The organism is Amycolatopsis sp. lyj-108 (assembly GCF_046549005.1).
Classification (GTDB): Bacteria; Actinomycetota; Actinomycetes; order Mycobacteriales; family Pseudonocardiaceae; genus Amycolatopsis.
This window is the reverse complement of the sequence record NZ_JAJPWQ010000009.1, coordinates 342925-366751: the sequence shown is the minus strand read 5'-3', so window position 1 is coordinate 366751 and position 23827 is coordinate 342925. Positions and strand designations below refer to the sequence as shown.

The following is a 23827-nucleotide window of genomic DNA, read 5'->3' as shown; positions in this document are numbered from 1 at the left end:
AATGACACGTCATTCCGCAAGGGCGCTGGTGCTCGGTTGCGGCGGGACCCTGGGGTTCGCCTGGACGGCCGCCGTCCTCGACGCGCTGCACGCCGAAGCGGGCTGGGATCCCCGCGAGGCGGACATCCTGGTCGGGACCTCCGCGGGCGCCGAAGCGGCGGCGATGCTCGGAGCGGGCATCCCGGCGAAGGCGATCCTCGACGCGGTAGCCGGTGCGCCTGGTGGAGACGCCGTCGTCGCCGCGCACGTCCGGCGGGTGCCGGACCGCTTCCCGCCGCTGCCGTCTCCGCGCTGGCCCGCGGCCGGGCTGGTCCGGGCCGCGCTGCGCCGGGACGTCGACACGCTCGCCGGTCTCGCGGGTCTTCTGCCTCGTGGCAGGGGAGACGCCGGCTGGCTCCGCGAGCTCGGGGACGCGCTGGCGCCCGGCGACTGGGTCCCGCACCCCGCGACCTGGCTGGTGGCCTCGGATCCGGCCGGTGACCGGGTCGCGCTCGGCTCCCCGGACGCACCGCCCGCCCGCCTCGGCGAGGCGATCGCCGCGTCCTGGGCGATCCCCGGCTGGTTCCCACCGTCCGTTGTGGACGGACGGCCGCTGCTCGACGGCGGGACGGTCTCCCCGACGTCGGCCGACCTCCTGCTGGGGCACGACGTCGGCGAGGTCGTGCTCGTCGCGCCGATGAGCAGCGAGGGCGGGGCTCCGGCACGTGGTCCGGCCCGGCTGGAACGCCTGCTGCGGACGGCGATGACCAGGCGCGTGGACGACGAGGCGCGACGGCTGCGCACGGCCGGTGTCCGGGTGGTCCGGATCGAACCGGGACCGGCCGATCTCGCCGCCATGGGCGCCAACTTCATGGACGGACGGCGGCGGGAGCACGTGCTCACCACGGCGTTGCGGACGGCGCCCGGTCTGGTCGCCGACGCCTTCGAACGAGAGGGAGTGCGCGCATGAGCAAGTACCCGGATCTCGACCTCGACGGGGCACACGTGGCGATCACGGGCGCGGGCCAGGGCATCGGTCGCGCGACCGCGGAACGCATGGCCTCCCTCGGGGCGCGCGTGTCCATCGGCGATCTGGACCTCGAAGCCGCGAAGCGCACCGCCGCCGACATCGGCGGGACAGCGCATCACCTCGACGTCGCCGACCCGGCGTCCTTCGCCGCTTTTCTCGGCGACGCCGAACAGGCGAACGGGCCGCTCGCGGTGCTCGTCAACAACGCCGGGATCATGCCCAACGGCGGTTTCCTCGACCTCTCCGACGCCCTGAACCGGGCGACCATGGAGGTCAACGTCTTCGGCGTGGTCCACGGTATGCGGCTGGCCCTGCCCGGCATGCTGGAGCGCGGACGCGGGCATATCGTCAACGTCGCGTCGCTGGCCGGAAAGTTCCCGGTCAAAGGGCTGGCGATCTACAACGCCAGCAAATTCGCCGTCGTCGGGCTGACCGCGGCGACGCGGCTGGAGTACGCGCCGCACGGCGTGAGCGTCTCCGCCGTACTGCCGTCGGCGGTCGACACCGCTCTCGCCTCAGGGCTCGACATGCGGCCGATCCCGAAGGTGAAACCGGGCAGGATCGCCGACGCCGTCGTGGCTTCTGTCCGCACCCGGGCCGCGGAGATCGCCGTGCCCGGTTACGTCGGCGCGCTCGCCACCCTCGCGGCCGTGACACCCGAGCCGGCGCTCAACGCCTTCCGGCGGCTGATCCGGGACGACCGGGCCCTGCGCCCCGATTCACCGGAGCGGGACGGCTACCGCGCCCGCCTCCACCAGGACACCCAGCGGGAGGAAAACGCATGAACGCGCAGTACGACGCCGTCGTCGTCGGAGCCGGTTTCGGCGGGATGGGCGCGGCGATCCAGCTCAACCGGCTCGGCTACGACAACCTGCTCATCCTCGAACGCGAGTCCGACCTCGGCGGTACGTGGCATGTGAACCGCTATCCCGGGCTGGCCGTCGACATCCCGTCGGCCACCTACTCGTACTCGTTCGAGCCGAACCCGCACTGGTCGCGGCTTTTCGCGCCGGGCGCGGAACTCAAGCGGTATGCCGAGCATGTCGCGGACAAATACCGGCTGCGGCGCTACATGCGGTTCGGCTCGGTGGTCACCGGCGCGGTCTGGGACGAGGCGAAGGCGCACTGGACGGTCTCCCTCGCCGAGGGCGGGCCGGTCACCGCCAAGTACCTCCTCACCGCGACAGGATTCCTTTCGCAGCCGAAGAAACCCGACATCGCCGGGATCGACACGTTCGGCGGCAAGGTCATCCACACCACCGCCTGGGACGACGACTACGACCTCACGGGCAGGCGGGTGGCCGTGATCGGCACCGGCGCGACGGCGGTTCAGCTGATCCCCGAGATCGCGAAGATCGCGCGGGAACTGACCGTGTACCAGCGGACCCCGATCTGGGTGAGCCCGAAACTGGACTTCCCGGTGCCCAAGGCCGTCCGGCGCGCCTTCGCCGCCGTCCCGTTCACCCAGCGGGCCGCGCGGCTGACCGGGACCGCGCTGCTGGAACTGATGATGGTCTCCGGTGTCCTGCACTACAAGCAGCTGCCGATGGCGAACCGCCTCGGCAAACTGTGGTGCCAGGCGCATCTGCGCCGTCAGGTGCGGGATCCGGGGCTGCGCGCGGAACTGACGCCGCGCTATTCCTTCGGCTGCAAGCGTCCGACGTTCTCCAACGAGTACTACCCGGCCTTCACCAAGGACCACGTGCACCTGGAGACGACGTCCATCGCGAAGATCGACGAGACCGGGATCGAGACCATCGACGGCGGGCGGCGGGAGATCGACGTCCTGGTGCTGGCGACCGGATTCGACCTGTGGGAGGCGAACTTCCCGGCGATCGAGATCATCGGCCGTGACGGCCGGAATCTCGGGAAGTGGTGGCGGGAGAACCGGTTCCAGGCCTACGAGGGCGTCGCGATCCCCAAGTTCCCGAACTTCGTTTCGCTCAACAGCCCGTATTCCTACTCCGGACTGTCCTATTTCACCACCATCGAGACGCAGATGCGGCATATGGACCGGCTCTTCGGCGCGATGCGGCGGCGCGGCGCGACCGAGTTCGAAGTCACGCAGGAGGCCAACGACGCGTTCCTCGACCGGATGACCGAACGCCTCGGTGACTCGATCTTCGCCCTCGGGAACTGCGCCCCGGCGAACAGCTACTACTTCAATCCGCACGGGGAGGCGACCCTGCTCCGCCCGTCCTCCACGCTGAACGCCATCAAGGAGGCGGGGAGTTTCCCGCTCGAGGACTACACCTTCGCCTGACCGTCCCGGCCGAGCAGAGTGCGGAGGATCTCGACGGCGTGCGTCCACAGGACCGCGCCACCGACGCCGGGGACGACCCGGAGCGCGACATCGGGAAGGCGTCCGGCGAGGGTGGCGCCGTTGTCGGGGGAATGGCTCCGGTCCTGTTCGCCGTACCAGAGATCGACGTGGACCGCGATCGACGACAACGGGAACGGCCAGCGGCCCATGGCGAGTACGGTGTCGCGGGCGTACCCCGCCGGTCCCTGGCCGAACGCCTCCGCCATCGCCTGGCGGTAGGCGGACTCGAACGACGGAGCGGTGTAGACCGTGAGATCGGCTTCCGGCGCGGAGCTGGTCACCAGATGCCACATGGCGTCCTGGTCGAAGCCGGTGAAGACGGCTTCCGCGTGGACGGGATCGGAAGCGACCAGGGCGACAAGGTCCGCCAGCTCTCCGGGCAGCTTTCCGCTGAACTCCGGCCTGCCGATCTCGTCCGCGCCGGACACGATGGCGAGCGGACCCGTCGTGCCCGCCGCGGCGCAGGCGAAGGCGAACGGGGCACCCTGTGAATTGGCGATCATCGGCGGGTGCCCGAAACCTCGTTCTCCGGCGAGATGCGCGATGTCCGCGGCGAAATCGTCGAAGACACGGTTCTCGAGCGGACTGGACGAGCCGAGCCCCGGCCGGTCCACCGTGACCAGCCGGACGTCCAGCGACTCCACCACTCCCGCGGGTAGCCCCAGCCGACGACTCGTCGCCGCGCCGGGGATCATCAGGACGACTTCGCCGTCCGTGGGGCCCCATTCGGCCCAGCCGAGGACGCGTCCGTCGGGCAACTCGGTTTCGCCCAGCCGGGCCGGGGTGTCGATGCGCAAGTCCACGCCGCCATGATCACAGTCGAACCACCGGATACGCATCCGAAAAAACGCGGGGGTGCCGGGACCCCGCGCGGTCCCGGCACCCCATCGCTTTTACTGCCTGCGGAGCCGGAGCGTGACGGCCGCGCCCGCCGCGACGAGGAAGACCGCGCCGAGTGCGTACGGCCACCACGGCACCGAGGTGTCGCCCACCGGGGAGGCACCGTAACCGCCGGCGGCACCGGTGCGGTCGTAGGTCGAGCCGGGCAGCTTGTCGCCGTAGCGGCTCTGCAGGGCCTCGCGGTAGGCGGCGAGCGTCATCTTCTCGCCGGTCTTCGCGACCGAGGAGCCGTCGAGGACGGTCACGGTGTCCCCGTTGACGGCATACCAGGCGCCCGCCTGCGGTTCGCTCAGGAGGTAGCCCTTGCCGACCTGCGCCCCGAGGCGCTTTTCGACATCACCCGAGGCGACGTTGTAGACCGACCAGCCCGAGCCCTCGCGCTGCGACCACACGGTCGCCGCGTCACCGTTGCCGAGGGTGGCGGGTGTGGCGACATAGGCCAGTTCGGCGGGGACGGCGGACGTGCCGGCGATGAAGGCCGCGGTCGGCTGGTAGACCGCCACCGGTGTCCGCGGATCCGCCTTCGCGGTCTTGGCCGCGATGGCCGTGTCCGCCTTGGCGGCGCCGGGGAACACCGCCTTGGCGAGCCGTTGGGTGGTCGCGTCACTGGTGACCACAGTGGACACCGCGGCGAGGTCGGCGGCGGTGGGCGCGCCGCTGGGGGCGTCGGCGGCGGAAGCCTGGCCGCCGAGCGCCAGTGACAGTCCGAGGGCGAGGATCGTGGCGCCGAGGAAGGTTCGCTTCATGGTTTCAGTCCTTGATCCCGTAGACGGTGTGGGTCCAGGTGAACGAGTTGTTGGACCGATAGGCGTTGTAACTCATCTGGTTGTAGCGGGGGCTCGAGCCCCACGGGTCGCCGTAGTAGACCGTCGTCGCGCCGTTCGTGTTGTCGTAGCCGTAGAGCACGTGCATGTGGCCGCCGCCGTTGCGCCAGCCGATCCGGGTGCCGATCGGCTGCCGCGCGTCGACCTGGCCCTTGATGGAGGCGAAGCTCAACGTCTGGCCGGAGGAGCTGTAGGTGCCGACGTTGCTGAACCCGAGCCAGCGGAACACACGCTGCTGGTCACTGAGGTAACCCTGGTTGTTCGCGCAGTCCGTACCGGACTCGTTGTGCGCGACCTGGCAGAACTTCGTCTGTGTCAGGCTGTGCCCCCACCAGGCGGCGATGGTGTTGCCGCTGGCGTCCCAGCACCAGTTGCTCTTCTCCTGTGCCTGCATCCTGATCGGGATCGTGGTGGCGGCCGTGATGGCGGGCGCCGCGGCGGCGGGCGCCTGCAGGGCGACCATCGCGGCGACACCGGCGCAGGCCGTGGCCAGCCCGCGCCTGAATGAGGTCTTCACCGTCGGAACACTCCTAACTGGATGGTCGAACGCGAAACACGCGCGGGTGGCTACCCGACGGAACAAGTGGGGACTTCGGCTACCCGACTGGGTGGCCGACCGGCGCGAGCAGGGGACTTGCGCTGTGACGAAGTGACGGAGGGGCACTGCGAACAGACTGAGATTCACCCTCTGGTGGACCCCGTGGCAAGGTTCGCGGCAATACCTAAGGGTCCGTATTACCGCCGCGCGGCTTCGCGCCACCGCGGGTCGGCGTCGCCCGAACGAGTTAACGACGCGGGAAGCTCGTGACTCCGGTGGTGTGGACCAGGGGAAAGCGCGCGGCCCGTGGTGACTGTTCGTGTTCCCGCCTTTCGGCGGGTGTCCGATCGGTATGGTCCCGAGCATGCCGACGAGCGGTGCGGCATCGGTGTTCGTGGCCCGCGACACCGAATTGGCCGAACTGGTGCGCGTCGCCTCGCGCCCGCCGTCGGTCGCCGTCGTCGAGGGTGAACCGGGTGTGGGCCGGAGCCGTCTGCTCGAAGAACTGGTCGCCCATCCCGGGATCGCGTCGCGTGTGGTCTGGTCCACCCGGTGTCTTCCCTTCACCCGGCCGTGCCGGCTGGCACCGTTGGTCGACGCGTTGCTGGGGAGCGGCGCCGTGGCCGCCGCCCACGCGGCGGAGTTCTCCCCGGTGACCGGCGTCCTGCGGCGGCTGATCCCCGAATGGTCTTCGTGGCTGCCGCCGTTCCCCGAGAACGCCGACGACGGCACCGTCCGGCAGCAGGAGTTCCGGGCCGTTCGGGAAGTACTGACCGGCTGCGGTCCGGCGGTTCTGGTCCTCGACGACGTCCACGCCGCCGACGACGACACGTGGGAGTTCCTGCGCGGGCTCGCGACGTCCCCGGCGACGTCGCTGAGCGTGGTGGTCAGCGCGGTGTCGTGCGGACCGCGGCGGTTCCCGCCGCTGCCGGGAACCGCCGCGCAGTTGTCGCTTCGGGCGTTCAGCGCCATCCAGGTGCGGACGCTGCTGGACGCGTCCTTCGGCCGCTGTGCGCCGGATTTCGCCGAGGCGGCGCACCGGCGGACGTCCGGCATCGCCGTCGATCTGACGGCTCTGGTCCAAAGCTCCGGTGAGGCGCTCCCAGTGACCGTGCCGCCGGCCGTGCGGAGCCGGGTCGCCGGGCTGATGGCGGCGATCGGCCCGGCCGCGCGGGACGTCGTCAGCGCGGCCGCGGTGCTGGGATCGCCCGCCGGGGAACCGGAACTGGACGCTCTCGCGGCGTCACCGTCCGGGGAGATCTCCGGCGCGGTCACCGAAGCCGTGGAAACGGGACTGCTGCGTGATCTCGGCCGCGGCCGGTACGTCTCGGGAAGCCCGCTGATCGGTGAGGCCGTCTACGCCTTGCTTCCCGGGCCTCAGCGGTGCGCGATGCACGGACGCGCCGCCGCCCGGCTCGCCGCGGACGACGAACCCATCGCGTCGCTCGTCGCCCGCCACGCACGGCTGGCGGGCGATCTCGCCGAGTGGACACAGTGGACCGGCGTCGCGGTCGACAACGCCATCGAAGACGGCCGGACCGAGGAAGCGGGTCGTCTGCTCGAAGCGGCTTTGCGGGACGCGGAGCTGCCGCGGGCCGCGCGCGAGTCGTTCGCCGTCAGGCTCGGGAGGGAACTTCCGCGCAGCATCGCCCACGCGGGCACGGTCCGGCTGCTGCGGGAGATCCTGCGCGAATGGCCGCTGAGCAAGGCCGCTCGCGGCGAAATCCGGGTCAATCTCGGACAGGTGCTGATCAATCAGGTGGGCAAGGTCGACGCGGGCAGGCTCGAGATCGAACTGGGCGCGGCCGACCTCGGCAGGCGGCAGGCGCTGCTCGCCAGGGGATTGGTCACCCTGGCGCTGCCGCATATCGGGACCGTCCCGGTGGAGGAGAACCTCCGCTGGCTCGACCAGGCCGAACAGGTGAGCAAAGGGGAACACGACGCGGGAGTGTTGGCCGCGATCGCCGCCAACCGGCTTTCGGCGCGGATGCAGATCGCCGATCCGGGGGTGTGGCAGGACATCGCCGACCTGCCACCCGTGCCGGAGTCGGCCGAGGTCTGCCGCCAGGTCGCCCGCACCTACATCAACCTGGCCGACGCGGTGGCGTGGAACGGGCACTACCCCGTCGCGCGGGCGTACCTCACGACCGCGCGGCGGCTGATCCGCGACGATCACCAGCCCTATCTCGACGCGCTGGCCGACGGCACGGAACTGCGCCTGGACCTCGCGATGGGGGAGTGGGCGAGCGTCGCGGAGAAGGCGCGGGCGATGCTGACCCGGGTCGACAAGGACAGTTCACTGGCGGCCGAGCCGCTGCTCGTGCTCGGCTGGTACGAGTACGGGCAACACCGGCCGGCGGCGGCGCTGCGCAGTTTCGACGCGGCGTTCGCGCTTTCCGCGGGCAGCGTCCCGGTGCAGGCTTCTGCCTACGCTGGCCGCGTCGCGGTCCATCAGGCAGGCAAAGACCTCCATGCGGCCCTGCGCCTGGCCGAATACGGCCTGGAAACCGTGCGCCGCAAGAACAATTGGCACTGGGCGGCCGAACTGATGCCGTTCGCCGTGCGCACCATGCTCGGGCTGGGGCAGCACGTCGAGGCGCGGGAGCTGCTCGGCGAGTACCGGCAAGGCATCGACGGCAAGGACGCCCCCGTCGCGAACGCGTCGGCGCTGCTGTGCCGGGGGTTGCTCACCCAGTCACGGGGCGAGACGCTGCCCGCCGGTGATCTGCTGCTCGGTGCCGCGCAGGCGTACTACGCGCTGCCCCTGCCGTATTTCGCCGCCTACGCCGACGAACTCGCGGCCGGATGCTTCGCCGAAGCCGGAGACCTGGCACGCGCCGTCGCTTCCTTCACCACCGCGGAGACGGCGTACGCGAGCCTCGGCGCCGCCGTGGACGCGCTCCGCTGCCGCCGGTCACTGCGACGCTGTGATCCGGAGATGCCCCGGCGCGGCCGCAAGGGTTACGGCGAAACCTTGTCGCCGAGGGAACTCGAAGTCGCCAGGCTCGCCGCCCGGAACCTCACGAACCGGGAGATCGGCGAGCGGCTGTTCCTCTCGCCGCGGACGGTCGAAATCCACATCGGACGGGCGCTGCGCAAATTGGGACTGCCGTCGCGCACCGTCCTGACCGAAGAGCGGCTTGAGGGGCTGACGGTCAAGGAACCGGGACGTTAGCTGTTCGATTCCCGACACCGTCGCTCAGGCGCGCCGGCTTCGGTTCTTGCAGGTCCGTGAGGGCCTCCTTCCCTACCCTCAGGGTAGGAAAGGAGGCCTTCACGGACTCGGTGATCGCCACGATCGCCCCACAGGCACCAGTGGTCACAACAGTGGCGCGTGAAGGCCCCTTCCCTCGGCTCAGCCGAGGAAACTCGACCTTCACACCTCCCCAAGTACACGAAGGACCCCTTCCTGTACCTAGGCGCAAGGAAGGGGTCCTTCATGTACTCACCCGCCACCAGCCGACGAAACTCGATCTTCGCGCGGCGGAGAGGGCTTGACTTCAAGGTAAGTCTCGGTGAGGGCGGGATGTCCGCCAGGATGAGAGCGCAGGCGAACGCTTCACACGCCCACCGGGTGAGCCTCTCGTCCGGCGCCAGACATGTGATCGCGGAGCGGTCCGGTCACTACATCCCGAAGACCGAACCCGAGGTGATCGTCCGCGAGATCGTCAGGATGACGTCAGCGCCCGTCTGAGCTCTTCATAGGTCGGGGAGAGCTTCCGGAGTGTCTCGGCGGCACGCGCGTCGTCCTCGGTGACGAGGTCGTACTGCAACGAGCCGACCAGCCGAGACTGCGCGGCGAGGACGGCGGCGGCGTCTTCGCGGCCGATCCGGCGCAGGCACGCCGCCGCGTCGGCCTGCCTCCGGGCGCCGACGCGGATCGCGAAGTGGACGAGCAGCCCGCGCAGGTCCGGGTCGGGACCGGCTTCGATCCGGGCGGCCAGCGCGAGGGCCGCTTCGCCGTTGCCGAGACTGCCGGGCGGGAGACCGCCGTCGTTCTCGCCGCCGAGCCGCCTGATGGCCCGGGGGAGTGACGCGACGATCGCGGCTTCGTCGTCGACGACGGTGTGCCGGACGAAATTCGTGCGCATCGTATGCGGTTTGCCGTAGGCCACGGTTTCGGCGAGCCAAGCGGCGGCGAAATCCCGCCGCGGGATCAGCGCGTACGGATATCCCTGTGGGTCGTGGGCGGTGACGGACTCGCCGTCCGCGGCGAGCGCGACCAGGAAATGGTCGGCGCCGATCGGGCCGGTCATCCCCGGCTGGTGGCGCAGATGCCCCATCTCGACCGGGCCGATCAGGACTGGGCCGTCGGCGAGGCTTTCGACGAGCCGTGCGAACGCGGCTTCCGGATCCGGCTCGCTGACGGTTTCCGCGCTCCAGCCGAGTGCGTCGAGAGCCTCGCCGATGCCGAGGTCGGGATCCCAGCCGAAAGCGTCGAAGAACGGCATCGATCCGCCGACCAGTTGCAGGCCGAACGGACTGCCGGTGACGGTTTCGAGCACGTCTATTTCCGGCGAGCCGGAGCCCAGCATCATCGCGAGGGAATGGGCATAGCAATAAGGACCGGAGCCACGGTAAGGAAGATCGATCACGCGTTCGACGATGGCAGTTTTCGCGCGAAAACGCCACCCCCGTCGCTTTCGTCCGTTGTGGACGGTCACCCGGGTTTCATCACCCGTCCGGGGGTTTCGGGGCCACTCAACGGGTTTTATCCAGGCGACACCGCCGGTCCCGGTTGCCGTCGACGATCTTGCCGAACCAGGATGACCATCACTTGGGCTCGCTGTCCCCTTCGTCCTGACCTGGGCCGACGGGAGCGAGGGGTGAGGCGGAGGCGGCATGGCGGAACGTCGTGGGCGGAATCGGTGGCGCCGGGGAATCGCGGTGCTCACGGTGATCGTCGTGGCCTTGCTGATGGGTGCCCCGCTGCCCGCGAACGCCCAGACCCAGCCGCGCGGAGCGGGCACCGAACGGCCGATCGGGCCGGAACCGGTGTATTCCGGCCTGGCGCACGGCGGGATCACGATGGCCGCCAACTCCGTCGTGCAATGTGGCGTCGGCGTGGTCTGCAACGAGTCCACGAGCAACGCGAGCCCGGTGTCGTGGATCAAGACCGACCCGGCCGCGCCGGGGAACACGGCCTCCGCGGCGAGCCTGAACGTCCCGGCCGGCGCGAAGGTGCTCAACGCGCGGCTGTACTGGCAGTTCAACCCGGTCGCCAGCAACGGGACCTCAGGCGACGGGAGCCGGGGGAACCAGGTTTCGATGAAGACCCCGGGCTCGGCCTCCTACCAGCGGATCACCGCCGAAACCTACGACTGGTTCCCCGCGACCACGACGGGCGGTTTCCCGACCCTCTACGCATACGGCGGCGCGGCCGACGTCACCGACCTCGTGACCGGCGCCGGCACCGGGCAGTACACGGTCGCCGACATCCAGGCCTGTCAGGGCCAGTCGATCAGTGGGACGAACCTCGGCTGCTGGGGTGGCTGGTCACTGGTGGTCGCCTACGAACTGCCCAGTGAGCCGTTGCGCTACCTGCAGGTGTGGGACGGTTTGCAGCGTGTCGCCGGCGGTAGCACGCCGAGCTCGGCCACCATCGCGCTGAGCGGTATCAAGGCACCGACCTCGCGTCAGCCCAACGTCGAACTCGGCATCGTCGCGGGTGACGGCGACGCGCCCATCACCGGTGACTACCTCCAGGTCGGCCCGAACGCGGCCGGTCTCCAGACGATCGCCATGCCCGCGCCCGGCGGCGTGGCGACCAACAACGCCTTCAGCAGCCGTATCGACCGTGTCACGGCCACCGGTTCCGGCGCGAACGTCACGTCACGCGATCCCAATCCGGTGAACAACGTCGGCTACGACGCCCGCAGCATCGACATCACCGGCAAGGTTCCCGCGGGGACCACCGCGCTCCAGGTGAAGATCGGCACCGTCGGCGACGCGCTGTATCCGCAGACGATCTGGCTCGTCACCGACGCGCTCGAACCCGATCTGCAGATCACGAAGGCCAACGACCCGGTCGGCAACACCGACGACAACCCGCCGGGCTACGTCGCCAAGGGCGGCGAGGTCACCTACAGCTTCGACGTCGCCAACCGGCACGCCGACGGCAGTGTCAACGACCTCGACACCGCGACGAACGTGGTGCTCACCGACACCTTGCCCGACGGCGTCACGTTCGTGGCCGGGTCCAATCCGGACTGTTCGGCCGCCGGGCAACTGGTCACCTGCAACCTGCGGAACTTGAGCCCAGGGCAGTCGCAGAAGGTCGCCTTCAAGGTCAAGGTCGGCACCTCGGTGCCGGACGGCACCAAACTCGACAACACCGGCAAGGTGACCTTCCGCGGCGAGGACACCGGCCGTCCGCAGGAACGCACGTCGAACACGGTGCGGAACACGGTCGCCTCGCCCGGGTACCAGCTGACGAAGACGGTCGACCTCGCCGAGGCGATCCCGGGCGACACCCTGACCTACCAGGTGACCGTGCGGAACACCGGGGTGATCCCCGTGCCCGCGCTGACGGTGCGTGACACGTTGCCGCCGGGCACGACGTACGTGTCCTCCACTCCTTCGAAGGGCACCGCGTCCGGCTCCGGGCCGATCGATTGGGCCGTGAACGGCCTCGCCGTCGGGGAGACGGCCACGTTGACGGTGCGCGTGCAGGTCGAAGAGGCCGCCATCGGCAAGGAACTGGTGAACCGCGCGACGGTGCCGATCGGACCGCCGCCGGTCGTCCCGCCGGACAACCGCTGCCCGGACGATCCCGCCGCCGCGTGCGCGAAGACCAAGGTGCCGCCGCCGTCGTACACGGTGACGAAGACCGCGGACAAGGAATCCGCGAACCCGGGCGACGTCGTGCGCTACAAGGTCACCATCGCCAACACCGGGAAGGTGACCGCGGCGGACCTCAAGGTCGTCGACGATCTGACCGGTGTGCTGGACGACGCGGTCTACCAGAACGACGCCACCGCGTCACCCGGTTCGGTGTCCTATGTGGATCCGAAGCTGACCTGGACGGGCACACTCGCGGCGGGGAAGAGCGCGGAGTTCACTTACACGGTCAGGGTCAGGAGCCCGAACACGGGCGACAACCGGCTGAAGAACGTGGTGTCGTCGGAGACGCCGGGTGGTAACTGTCCGCCGGGTTCGACGGATCCGAAGTGTGGGACCACGACGCCGGTGTCGGGTCTGCTGATCGAGAAGTCGGTCGACAAGCAGTCGGCGAACCCGGGTGACGTGGTGAAGTACACGGTCACGGTCAAGAACACGGGCCAGACCAAGCTGACCGGGGCGACATTCACCGATGACCTGGCTCAGGTGCTGGACGACGCGGACTATCAGAACGATGGTGCCGCGACGATCGGCGGCGTTTCCTATGCCGCGCCGAAGCTGACCTGGACCGGTGACCTCGACGTGGGCGCGACGGCCACGGTGACCTACACGGTCAAGGTGAAGAACCCGAACACCGGCGACGACCAGCTCAAGAACGTCGTATCGTCGGAGACGCCGGGTGGTAACTGTCCGCCGGGTTCGACGGATCCGAAGTGTGGGACCACTACTCCGGTGTCGGGTCTGCTGATCGAGAAGTCGGTCGACAAGCAGTCGGCGAACCCTGGTGATGTCGTGAAGTACACGGTGACGGTGCGGAACACCGGTCAGACCAAGGTTTCCGGCGCGATGTTCACCGACGATCTCACGCAGGTTCTTGATGACGCGGACTATCAGAACGATGGTGCGGCGACCATCGGCGGTGTGTCTTACGCGGCGCCGAAGCTGACGTGGACCGGTGATCTGGAGATCGGCGCGACGGCGACGGTCACGTACACGGTGAAGGTGAAGAACCCGAACCCCGGTGACAAGAAACTGTCCAATGTGGTCACTTCGGAGACGCCTGGTGGGAACTGCCCGCCGGGTTCCACGGATCCGAAGTGTGGCACCACGACGCCGGTGTCGGGTCTGACGATCGAGAAGACCGTCGACAAGCAGTCGGCCAATCCGGGTGACGTGGTGAAGTACACGGTCACGGTCAAGAACACGGGGCAGACCAAGCTGACCGGGGCGACGTTCACCGACGATCTGACTCAGGTTCTTGATGACGCGGACTATCAAAATGATGGTGGGGCGACGATCGGTGGTGTGGCTTATGTCGCGCCGAAGCTGACCTGGACGGGCGATCTGGAGATCGGTGCCACCGCCACGGTCACGTACACGGTGAAGGTCAAGAACCCCACCACGGGCGACAACCTGCTCAAGAACGTGGTGTCGTCGGAGACGCCGGGTGGTAACTGTCCGCCGGGTTCGACGGATCCGAAGTGTGGGACCACGACGCCGGTGTCGGGTCTGACGATCGAGAAGACCGTCGACAAGCAGTCGGCGAACCCGGGTGACGTGGTGAAGTACACGGTCACGGTCAAGAACACGGGGCAGACCAAGCTGACCGGGGCGACGTTCACCGACGATCTGACTCAGGTTCTTGATGACGCGGACTATCAGAACGATGGTGGGGCGACGATCGGTGGTGTGGCTTATGTCGCGCCGAAGCTGACCTGGACGGGCGATCTGGAGATCGGCGCGACCGCCACGGTCACCTACACGGTCAAGGTGAAGAACCCGGCTCCCGGCGACAAGAAGCTCATCAACACGGTCACCTCGGAGACGCCGGGTGGCAACTGTCCGCCGGGATCGACGGACCCGAAGTGCGGCACCACGACGCCGGTGTCGGGGTTGAAGATCGAGAAGTCGGTCGACAAGCAGACCGCGAACCCGGGTGACGTCGTGAAGTACACGGTGACCGTCACCAACACGGGGCAGACCAAGCTGACCGGCGCCACCTTCACCGACGATCTCACGCAGGTGCTGGACGACGCGGAGTATCAAAATGATGGTGCGGCGACCATCGGTGGTATGGCTTATGCCGCGCCGAAGCTGACCTGGACCGGTGACCTCGGCGTCGGTGACACGGCCACGGTCACCTATACCGTCAAGGTCAAGAGCCCGAACACCGGCGACAACCGGCTCAAGAACGTGGTGTCGTCGGAGACGCCGGGCGGCAACTGCCCGCCGGGTTCCACGGATCCGGACTGTGGCACCGACACCCCTGTTTCGGGCCTGGAAATCAAGAAGGCGGTCGACAAGCAGTCGGCGAACCCCGGCGACGTCGTGAAGTACACGGTCACGGTCAAGAACACCGGTCAGACGAAGCTGACGGGAGCGACCTTCACCGACGACCTGACCCAAGTGCTCGACGACGCCGTTTACCGGAACGACGGCACGGCGACCATCGGCGGTGTCACGTACGCGGCACCGAAACTGACGTGGACCGGCGACCTCGGCATCGGGGAGACCGCCACGGTCACGTACACGGTCCAGGTGAAGAAGCCGGGCGACGGCGACAAGAAGCTCGTCAACGCCGTCACCTCGGACACACCGGGCGGCAACTGCCCGCCGGGTTCGACCGATCCGGACTGCGGCACGACGACGCCGATTTCCGGGCTGCTCATCAAGAAGACCGCCGACAAGAAGTCAGTCGACCCCGGCGACACGGTGAAGTACACGATCACCGTCACCAACACCGGGCAGACCGCGCAGGACGGTGCCACGTTCACCGACGACATGACCGAGGTGCTCGATGACGCCGACTACCAGAACGACGGCGCGGCGACCATCGGCGGTGTCACGTACGCGGCACCGAAACTGACGTGGACCGGTTCGCTGGGCATCGGACAGACCTCGACCGTCACCTACACGGTCAAGATCAAGAACCCGAACCCCGGTGACAAGAAACTGTCCAATGTGGTCACTTCGGAGACGCCGGGCAACAACTGCCCGCCGGATTCGACCGACCCGAACTGCGTCGCGGACGTGCCGTCCCGCGAACTGACGGTCAAGAAGACGTCGGACAAGCAGACCGCGAACCCGGGCGACGTCGTCACCTACACCGTGACCGTCAGCAACACCGGCAAGGTCGACCTGGTCGGCGAAGACGCCGCACGGGTCACGGACGACCTGTCCGAGGTGCTGGACGACGCCGACTACTCCGACGACGCCGCGTCGGCGCCGGTCGCCGGGACGTTCGCCTTCACCGCGCCGAACCTGGTGTGGACCGGCGATCTCCCGGTGGGGGCGTCGACCACGCTGAAGTACTCGGTGAAGGTGAAGAACCCGGTGACAGGTGATCACGAACTGCGGAACACCGTCAGCACCAACACCCCGGGCACCTGCCCGCCGCAGTCCGACGATCCGGCGTGCTCGACCGTCACCCCGGTGCCCGGCATCTCGCTGGAGAAGAAGGCGGACAAGGCCACGGCCAACCCCGGCGACGTCGTCAAGTACACGGTGACCGTGCGCAACACCGGCAAGACGAAGCTGACCGGCGCCACGTTCACCGACGACCTCACCGAGGTCCTCGACGACGCGGTGTTCCAGAAGGACGGTGCGGCGACGATCGGTTCGGTGACCTACGAAGAACCGAAGCTGACCTGGACCGGCGACCTGGAGATCGGGCAGACGGCGACGGTCACGTACAGCGTCAAGGTCACCAAGACCGACGGCGACGGCAAGCTGACCAACGTGATCACGTCCGAAACCCCGGGCGTGAACTGCCCGCCGGGCAGCAAGGACCCGAAGTGCGGCACGACGACACCGCTGTCCAGCCTGAAGATCAAGAAGACCGTCGACAAGACGGAGGCGAAACCGGGCGAGGTCGTCACGTTCACCGTCACGGTGGAGAACACCGGACAGGCTCCAGTGGACGACGCGACCTTCACCGACGATCTGACCCAGGTGCTGGACGACGCCACCTTCGACGGCACCGCCAAGTCCAGTACGGGAGCGGTCACCTATTCCGCGCCCAAGCTGACCTGGAAGGGTGCGCTCAAGCCGGGGGAGAAGGCCACCGTCACCTACGCCGTCACCGTGCGGAAGCCGGCGACCGGTGACCACCGCCTCCGCAACGTCGTCACGTCCGACACTCCCGGCGGTAACTGCCCGCCGGGTTCGGCGAACCCCGACTGCGGCACCGACACCCGGGTCCCGCCGACACCGCCGACACCGCAGCCGCCGGACAAGCCGAACCCGCAGCCGCCGACCACGCCGCGTCCGCCCGGTCTGGCCGTGACCGGCTCGCCGGTGAAGACGATGACGGTGCTGGCGCTGGGCATGCTGGCCATCGGCGCGCTGCTGCTCCTCGCCGGGCGGAGGCGCCGGGAGTCCTGATCGAGCCGCGGTGCCCGGCCTGAGTCTGGGTTGAAGTACATGAAGGCCCCCTTCCTGTACCTAGGCGCAAGGATGGGTTCCTTCATGTACTTGGGCTGGTGTGAAGGTGTAGTGCTGGGGCTCTCAGGGTAGGCAAGGAGGCCTTCACGGACCCGCGATCACGACCCCTCGCGCCTGACCAGGGCCACCAGCCTCACCACGAACACGACACCTTTGACCTTCTTCTCAGTGTCCGGGCACCGCGATCAGCGCTTCGACCTCGACGACGAGGTCCGGGCGCGCCAGTGCCGCCACCACGATCAGCGACTGGGCGGGCCAGTCCGCTTCCGGGTACCAGCGGGTGAAGGTCTCGCGCAGCGCCGTGCGGAAACCGCCGAGGTGTTCGGTGCCGGAAAGCATGCTGAACACCTTGACCAGATGTTCCGGTCCGGCGCCCGCGGCTTCGAGCAGTCGTTCGAGGTTGGCGAGAATGGCTCGGGTCTGCGACTCCGCGTCGGGTCCGGCGAGTTCGCCGTCGGGCAGAACGCCGATCTGGCCGGATACGACGACGAGTTCGTGATCGGCGGGAACGCGGACCAGATGGCTGTACGGGCCGATCGGCGCCGCCACGGTCTCCGGATTCCAGCGCTGGATCATCGGTCCCCATTTCCTTGTGTTCGGCGGAATTCGCCTCCCGAGTATCGGGGACCGATGATTCCGGTCCGCGGCGGGAGTCTCACCTTCGGACGACGATGACCGGAAGGACTCCCGATGACGAACTCAGGATCGAAGACGCGCGCCGCGACGGAGGTCTGGCCGCTGATCCACGCCGAGCGGGCGGCACTGGCGAACGACCTCGCGGAGGTCACCGAAGAGCGGTGGGCGACGCCGTCGCTCTGCGCCGGGCTGACGGTGCGCGAGGTGCTCGCGCATCTCACCGCGGGGGCGAGTCTCACACCGTTGCGGTGGCTGGCCGGCGTGATCCGCTGCCGGTGGGACTTCGACAAGCAGGTCGCCATGCGGCTGGCCGAACATCTGGGGGAGGACGGCGCCGAGACGCTGGAGCGGTTCCGCCGGGTCGTCGACAGCACGACGAAACCACCCCTGCCGAAGTTGGCGATGCTCGGCGAGGCGATCGTGCACGCCGAGGACATCCGCCGCCCCCTCGGCATCCGCCGCGATTATCCGATCACCGTCCTCACCGCGCTGGCCGGGTACTACCAGGGCGCGGACCTGGTGGTGATGGCGAAGGGGCGCATCGGCGGGCTGCGGTTGCGAGCCACCGATGGCCCCTTCGCCGTCGGGTCCGGGCCGCTCGTCTCGGGTCCGACCCTGGCGTTGATCATGGCCATGACCGGACGGGCGGCCTACCTCGCCGAACTCGACGGCGACGGGGTCCCGATCCTGCGGAAGCGTGTCCTTTCTCAGGACTGAGACTCGAGGGGCAGGCCGGCGTCGGCCCAGTCCTCGATGCCTTCCCGGTATTTGCGGACGTCGGTGTAGCCGAGCGCGGTGAGCCGGTCGGCTACCTGTCCGCTGTTGGGGCAGGCGGGGTTCGAGCAGTAGGTGACGATGGCGGCGCCGCGATCGGGCAGCACGGTCGCGGCGCGGGCGTCGACGTCGGCGAGGACCAGGGGGATCGCGCCGGGCAGGTGTTGCTTGGCGTAGTACTCGCCACCCAGTGCGTCGACCACCGTCACGGTCTTCGCTTCGATCGCGGCCTTCAGTTCGTCACGGGTGATGAGTGCGGTCATGTCGCTACCTCCAGTTAATCGGACTATAGTCCGCATGTGCCTCACGACCATAACGGACCGCAGTCCGTTTCTGCAATACCGTTGGAACTCCTGCGCACACCGCCGCCCAAGGAGCGCGCCGACGCCGCCCGGAACCGGGCCGCCATCCTGGACGCGGCCGCGTCGCTGTTCGCCGAACACGGCGTCGACGCCGTGTCGATGGATCAGGTGGCCGCGGCCGCGGGCGTGGGGAAGGGGACGCTCTTTCGCCGCTTCGGCGACAAGGCGGGGCTGGCCGTCGCGTTGCTGGACGAGCGGGAACGCCTGCTCCAGGAAGGAATCCTGCACGGCCCGCCGCCGCTGGGCCCCGGAGCTCCGCCGGTCGAACGGCTCGTGGCCTTCGCCGAGGCGTACGTCGACTACGTGCTCGAACACCTGCCGCTGGTGCGGATGTCGGAGACCGCGGCGCCGGGCGCGCGCTACCGCATCGGCGCCTACCGGTTCTGGCACCGGCACGTCGCGCTCCTGCTCGACGGCACGCCCGATCCCGAGCACGCCGCGCACGCCTTGCTGGCCCCGCTGGCGGCCGAGCATCTGACCGCGCTGCTGCCGGAACTGGGGGAGGACCGCGTCCGCGCCGGGATCACGCGCCTGTGGCGGCGGGCCGGACCCAAGTAGGGTGTCGGCGAGGACCCGGGAGTGTGTCGATGATGGTGGAGAGCCGGAGGTACCGGACGGCCAGGCAGGCCGTGCCGGCGCTGCTCGCCGCCGTGCTGACCGCGCTCGGCCTGTTCCTCGCGCTCCATGCGGCCGATTCCGCTTCGGCGGACGAGTCGCGCGGGGCGAACGCGACGGTCGACTCCTCGGTCTCCAAGGCCGTGGCGCCGGTGCGCGCCGCGGGGAGGCTCGCCGCCGAACCTTCGCTCCTGGGTGTGCACGGTCACGGTGACCTGCCGCTCTTCGGGACCGTCCCCCACGGGCCCGCGTCGACGACGCTGCTCCGCCTCGGCGGACTCCACGACGACGTCATTCCTCCCTCGCGCACGGCGAACCGCCTCGCGACGGGGGATCGCGCTCCTCCTTTCCCGGTAGCCGTCTGAAGCTCACGGGCGCGTCTTCCGCGTGCCCGAACCGGGAAATCATCGAGGAGAAACCTTCGTGCCGCGCGAAACCGCGCGGCGAGGCATGACCGGGCGAGCCGTCGTCTCGCTGGTCGTCCTCGCCGCGACCGTGTACCTGTTGCTGACCACCGCCCCGCGTCTTGGCCTCGATCTGCGTGGTGGGACGCAGATCGTGCTGGAGACCAAGGATTCGCCCACCGTCACCGCCAACGCCGAGACCACCGACCGGACGCTCGAGGTGCTGCGGCGCCGGGTCGACGCGCTGGGCGTCGCCGAGCCCATGCTCGCCCGCTCCGGGGACAACCGGATCATCGTCGAACTGCCCGGCGTCCGTGATCCGCGCGAAGCCGTCGAGGTGATCGGCCGCACCGCGCAACTGTCCTTCCACCCCGTGCTCGGCACCGGCACTGGCTCCGGTGACTCGCGGGTCCTTCCCGACGAGAGCGGCCAGCCGCTCACGCTGGGGCCCGCCGCGCTGACCGGCGAAGGTGTCGACGAGGCGCTCTCGTCGATCGATTCGCAGGGCGGCGGCTGGCTCGTTTCCGTTGACTTCAAAGGGGATGCCGGGCGCGCCTGGGAACGGCTGACCGGGCAGGCCGCCTGTTCGCCGCCCGGTGACCCGGCCCGCCGGGTGGCGATCGCGCTCGACGACAAGGTGATCTCGTCGCCGCAGGTCAGCCCGCAGGTCGCCTGCGGGGTCGGGATCGTCGGCGGCAGCACGCAGATCACCGGCCAGTTCTCCCCGGCCGAAGCGAAGGACCTGGCACTGCTGATCAACGCCGGCGCGTTGCCGACACCGGTCGAAATCATCGAGCAGCGCACCGTCGGACCCACGCTCGGCGCCGAGGCCATCGACGCCAGCGCGCGCGCCGCCGTGATCGGCCTGGCGCTGACCGCGCTGTTCCTCCTCGCGGTGTATCGCCTGGCCGGGCTGATCGCCGTGGGTGCGCTGGTGGCATACGCCGCCGTGTCCTACGCCGCGCTGCTCGCCGTCGGCGCGACGCTCACCTTGCCGGGGCTCGCCGGCTTCGTCCTGGCGATCGGCATGGCCGTCGACGCCACCGTGCTCGTCTTCGAAAGGGCGAGAGAGGAACACACGGTCAAACGGGGCGGGTCACTGCCGCGGTCGGTCAGCCGCGGGTTCAGCGGGGCCTTGTCGGCGATCGTCGATTCGAACGTGACGACGCTGCTCGCCGCGGGCCTGCTGTTCTGGCTGGCGTCCGGCCCGGTGCGCGGGTTCGGGGTGACGCTGTCCATCGGCGTCGTCGTCGCGTTGTTCATCTCGCTCGTGCTCACGCGTTTGCTGCTGCACCTGACGATGCGGGGCGCGGTCGCGCGCAGACCGCGGCTTTCCGGGCTGACCCACGAGGGCCGGGTCCGCCAGTGGGTGAACCGCCGCGACCCCGGGTTCCTCGGCGAACCGCGACGCTGGCTGATGGTGGCGGGAGCGGTCGTCATCGCCGCGATCGCCGGGCTGTTCGTGGCCGGGCCGAACCTCGGCGTCGAGTTCACCGGCGGCAGGGTCGTCGAATACAGCACCTCGGCACCCGCCGACGTCGAGCAGGTGCGGGACGCGGTCTCCGACGCCGGATTCCCGCGCGCCGTCGTGCAGACATCCGGTGAGAAGGGCATCTCGGTCCGCACCGAACCGATCGACGAAGACGCCACCGAACGGATCAGGACCGCCGTCGCGTCGGTCGCGGGTGACGCCACCGAGATCCGCGACGAGCAGATCGGCCCGAGCCTCGGCGCCGAACTGCGCACCAAGGCGGTGATCGCGCTCTGCCTCGCGGTGCTGGCGCAGCTGATCTACCTGGCGGTCCGGTTCGACTGGCGCCTCGGCGTCGCCACGGTGGCGGCGCTCGCCCAGGACGTCCTGATCATCCTCGGGATCTTCGCCTGGCTGGGCAAATCCATGGACGGCGTCTTCCTCGCCGCGCTGCTGACGGTGATCGGGTACTCGGTCAACGACTCGGTGGTGGTCTTCGACCGGGTCCGGGAAGTGCGCGGGCTACGCCGCAAGGAACCGTTCGCCCGCGTCGTCGGCACGGCGGTGCTCCAGACGTTGCCGAGGACGATCAACACCGGGATCGGGGTGCTGTTCGTCCTCGGGGCGCTGCTGTTCCTCGGGGACGGATCGCTGGCCGACTTCGCCCTCGCGCTCCTGCTAGGTCTCGTCGCGGGCACAGTGTCCACAGTGGCCACCGCCGGTCCCGTCGCGATCCTGCTCGACAAGCGGTGGCCCGGGGCCGGACGTCCGGTCAGGAAGGCGTCGCGGACACGGTCGCGCGAAGACAACGGCGCGGTGGTGTGATCGACGTTCCTTTGTGGACCGTCGTGTCGCGCCCGGCCCTATGCTCGTTCCCGGTGGCAGGGGAGTTCCACCGGGAACGAGGGACGGGTAGATGATCCAGAGCGTGCTCGTCGGCGCGGTCGTCGTGCTGGCCTGGACGATGACCGCGGCCCGGCTGGAACGGTGGCAGATCACCGCGCCGATGGCGATGGTCGCGGCCGGGCTGGCGATCGGGTTCAGCACCCGCAACGACCTCGGCAACGGACTCAACACCGAGATCGCCCTCAACGCGGCGGAACTGATCCTCGCGCTGCTGCTGTTCGTGGACGCCACCGCGGTCAAGGGCGGCTATCTCGGTCATGACGCCAAGACCGCGGTGCGGCTGCTGCTGATCGCCCTGCCGCTGACGATCCTGATCGTCATGGGCGTCGGCCTGCTGGTGCTGCCGGGCATCGGCTGGACGGTGGTGCTGCTGATCGCCTGCATCATCGCCCCCACCGATTTCGCGCCCGCGACCTCGGTGGTGCACGACGTCCGGGTGCCCGAACGCGTGCGGCATCTGCTGAACGTCGAAAGCGGCTACAACGACGGCGTCGTCGCCCCGGTGTTCATCTTCGCGCTCACCCTCGCGGGGAGCCACCACCAGGCGAACACGCCGGGCGAGGCGCTGCAGACCGCGATCCCGGCGGCGCTGCTGGCCGTGCTGGCGGGCTCAGTCATCGGCGCGGTGGCCGCCGTGGCGATGAACGTGACCGGCAAGCACGGCTGGTCGACGCGGCATTCCGCGCGGGTCGCCGCCGTCGCGTTGCCGCTGCTGACCTACACCGCCGCCGTCGCGATCGGCGGCAACGGCTTCGTCGCCGCGTTCATCTGCGGGATCGCCTACAAGACCGCCCGGCACCCGAGCGAAGACGAACTCGGGCTGGCCGAGGACGTCAGTTCGCTGTGCGGGCTGCTGATGTGGTTCGTCTTCGGCAGCACCGCGGTGCTGGTGCTGTCCTTCGGCCTCACCTGGGGCGTGGTGATCGTCAGCGTCGTCGCGCTGACCGTCGCCCGGCTGGTCCCGGTGCTGATCACCTTGCTGCGGACGGATTTCCGCTGGCGGGACCGGATGACCATCGGCCTGCTGGCCCCGCGCGGCGCCGCGTCGATCGTGTTCGGGCTGCTGGCCTTCAACTCGCTCGACGGGGACGCGGCGGACGTCGCGTTGAGCGTCATGGCGGTGACGGTGCTGGCGAGCGTCGCGGCACATGGTGTGGGGGCGTCGGCGTTCCTGAATCGCAAGTCGAAGAGGTCTTGACGACTAGGCGCTGTCCAGTAAGTCAGGTTCGCGTTCTTCGCGCCCAGGCGGTCCCTGACGGCACGGGCGGATGCGGCCGACGAAGGCCTACCGGGCGATGCTGTGGACTGACCCGGAGGCGATAGCGACGGCCCTGACAGCGAGTGAGGGGTGTGTGGATATAGGGACACTCAACGTCCCTATATCCACACACCTAGGTGGTTCCCTCGGCTTCCGAACGAGCTACCGGCACGCCACCTCCCCAAGGCCGGTCAGCCGCTCATCGCCTTCCTGACCGCCGCTTCGAGTTCTTTCACGTGCTTGGAGTTCAAGCCGCCGTAGGTGAAGGTGTTCATGTCGACCTTGTCGGCGTACAGGGGCACGTCCTCGACGATCGCCTTGGACGCGCCGGTCACTTCGAAGATGAGCATCCCCGGCTTGAACGCCGTCGGCGGGATGTTCTTGATACCGCTGATCTTCTCGACGCTGAACGTGTGTTTCTTGTCGTTGAGCCCTTTGACGGCGGCCTTGATGGTGATCGTCCGGCCGCGGAAGCTGATGGAACGACGTCTGGCGTGGATGTGCACGAACCCTCCCCTGGGCGC

The 23827-nt window shown here is 69.1% G+C and carries 17 protein-coding genes; 10 read left to right on the top strand and 7 right to left on the bottom strand.

Annotated elements, in window-relative coordinates:
- Position 1 precedes the first annotated feature (1 nt).
- From ACLJO0_RS30490 to ACLJO0_RS30480, 3 genes are read left to right on the top strand one after another with little or no spacing between them, the layout of a single operon-like run.
- Complete coding sequence (locus ACLJO0_RS30490) at positions 2-949, top strand: patatin-like phospholipase family protein (RefSeq protein ID WP_410582176.1); 948 nt, start codon at positions 2-4, stop codon at positions 947-949.
- Entirely contained in the window at positions 946-1794 is an 849-nt protein-coding gene (locus ACLJO0_RS30485; protein ID WP_410582175.1) for an SDR family oxidoreductase, read from the top strand. The genes ACLJO0_RS30490 and ACLJO0_RS30485 overlap by 4 nt, the downstream gene beginning before the upstream one ends.
- Positions 1791-3272 (top strand): flavin-containing monooxygenase, encoded by a 1482-nt coding sequence (locus ACLJO0_RS30480; RefSeq protein WP_410582173.1) that lies wholly within the window; start codon positions 1791-1793, stop codon positions 3270-3272. Before ACLJO0_RS30485 ends, ACLJO0_RS30480 begins: the two co-directional genes overlap by 4 nt.
- Here the strand turns inward: ACLJO0_RS30480 and ACLJO0_RS30475 are convergent.
- From ACLJO0_RS30475 to ACLJO0_RS30465, 3 genes are all read right to left on the bottom strand, one after another.
- Positions 3257-4135 carry an alpha/beta fold hydrolase gene (locus tag ACLJO0_RS30475; protein ID WP_410582171.1) on the bottom strand — a complete coding sequence of 293 codons (879 nt, stop codon included), beginning with the start codon at positions 4133-4135 and terminating at the stop codon, positions 3257-3259. The genes ACLJO0_RS30480 and ACLJO0_RS30475 overlap by 16 nt on opposite strands.
- A gap of 90 nt (positions 4136-4225) precedes the next feature.
- Positions 4226-4978 carry a hypothetical protein gene (locus tag ACLJO0_RS30470; RefSeq protein WP_410582170.1) on the bottom strand — a complete coding sequence of 251 codons (753 nt, stop codon included), beginning with the start codon at positions 4976-4978 and terminating at the stop codon, positions 4226-4228.
- A gap of 4 nt (positions 4979-4982) precedes the next feature.
- Positions 4983-5573, bottom strand: a complete 591-nt coding sequence (locus ACLJO0_RS30465; RefSeq protein ID WP_410582168.1) for a papain-like cysteine protease family protein — start codon at positions 5571-5573, stop codon at positions 4983-4985.
- 385 nt (positions 5574-5958) lie between these two features.
- Between ACLJO0_RS30465 and ACLJO0_RS30460 the strand changes: the two genes are divergently transcribed.
- The gene (locus tag ACLJO0_RS30460) at positions 5959-8769 is read left to right on the top strand and encodes an ATP-binding protein (protein WP_410582166.1); all 2811 of its coding nucleotides are present in this window, start codon (positions 5959-5961) and stop codon (positions 8767-8769) included.
- A 493-nt stretch (positions 8770-9262) separates the two neighbouring features.
- Here ACLJO0_RS30460 and ACLJO0_RS30455 read toward each other — a convergent pair whose 3' ends face one another.
- Positions 9263-10189, bottom strand: coding sequence for a hypothetical protein (locus ACLJO0_RS30455; protein ID WP_410582165.1), 927 nt, complete (start codon positions 10187-10189; stop codon positions 9263-9265).
- Positions 10190-10436: 247 nt separating this feature from the next.
- On the opposite strand from ACLJO0_RS30455, the gene ACLJO0_RS30450 reads away from it, so the two are divergent.
- Entirely contained in the window at positions 10437-16817 is a 6381-nt protein-coding gene (locus ACLJO0_RS30450) for a hypothetical protein (RefSeq protein ID WP_410582164.1), read from the top strand.
- Between the two features lie 225 nt (positions 16818-17042).
- On the opposite strand, the gene ACLJO0_RS30445 is transcribed toward ACLJO0_RS30450, so the two are convergent.
- The gene (locus tag ACLJO0_RS30445; RefSeq protein WP_410582162.1) at positions 17043-17453 is read right to left on the bottom strand and encodes a RidA family protein; all 411 of its coding nucleotides are present in this window, start codon (positions 17451-17453) and stop codon (positions 17043-17045) included.
- 114 nt (positions 17454-17567) lie between these two features.
- Here ACLJO0_RS30445 and ACLJO0_RS30440 point away from each other — a divergent pair, with 114 nt between their 5' ends.
- Entirely contained in the window at positions 17568-18230 is a 663-nt protein-coding gene (locus tag ACLJO0_RS30440) for a maleylpyruvate isomerase family mycothiol-dependent enzyme (RefSeq protein ID WP_125797023.1), read from the top strand.
- Here the strand turns inward: ACLJO0_RS30440 and ACLJO0_RS30435 are convergent.
- On the bottom strand, positions 18221-18550 hold the full coding sequence (locus ACLJO0_RS30435; protein ID WP_410582159.1) for a rhodanese-like domain-containing protein: 330 nt from the start codon (positions 18548-18550) through the stop codon (positions 18221-18223). The two genes, ACLJO0_RS30440 and ACLJO0_RS30435, sit on opposite strands and share 10 nt — an antisense overlap.
- 81 nt (positions 18551-18631) lie before the next feature.
- On the opposite strand from ACLJO0_RS30435, the gene ACLJO0_RS30430 reads away from it, so the two are divergent.
- The 4 genes from ACLJO0_RS30430 (at position 18632) to ACLJO0_RS30415 (ending at position 23243) form a co-directional block, all read left to right on the top strand.
- Positions 18632-19207, top strand: coding sequence for a TetR/AcrR family transcriptional regulator (locus ACLJO0_RS30430; protein ID WP_410582244.1), 576 nt, complete (start codon positions 18632-18634; stop codon positions 19205-19207).
- Positions 19208-19236: 29 nt separating this feature from the next.
- Positions 19237-19629 (top strand): hypothetical protein, encoded by a 393-nt coding sequence (locus ACLJO0_RS30425; protein ID WP_410582157.1) that lies wholly within the window; start codon positions 19237-19239, stop codon positions 19627-19629.
- 58 nt (positions 19630-19687) lie between these two features.
- Complete coding sequence (gene secD, locus ACLJO0_RS30420; protein ID WP_410582155.1) at positions 19688-21964, top strand: protein translocase subunit SecD; 2277 nt, start codon at positions 19688-19690, stop codon at positions 21962-21964.
- A gap of 91 nt (positions 21965-22055) precedes the next feature.
- On the top strand, positions 22056-23243 hold the full coding sequence (locus ACLJO0_RS30415) for a cation:proton antiporter (protein WP_410582154.1): 1188 nt from the start codon (positions 22056-22058) through the stop codon (positions 23241-23243).
- Between the two features lie 251 nt (positions 23244-23494).
- On the opposite strand, the gene ACLJO0_RS30410 is transcribed toward ACLJO0_RS30415, so the two are convergent.
- Positions 23495-23809, bottom strand: a complete 315-nt coding sequence (locus ACLJO0_RS30410; protein ID WP_410582152.1) for a hypothetical protein — start codon at positions 23807-23809, stop codon at positions 23495-23497.
- Positions 23810-23827 lie beyond the last annotated feature (18 nt).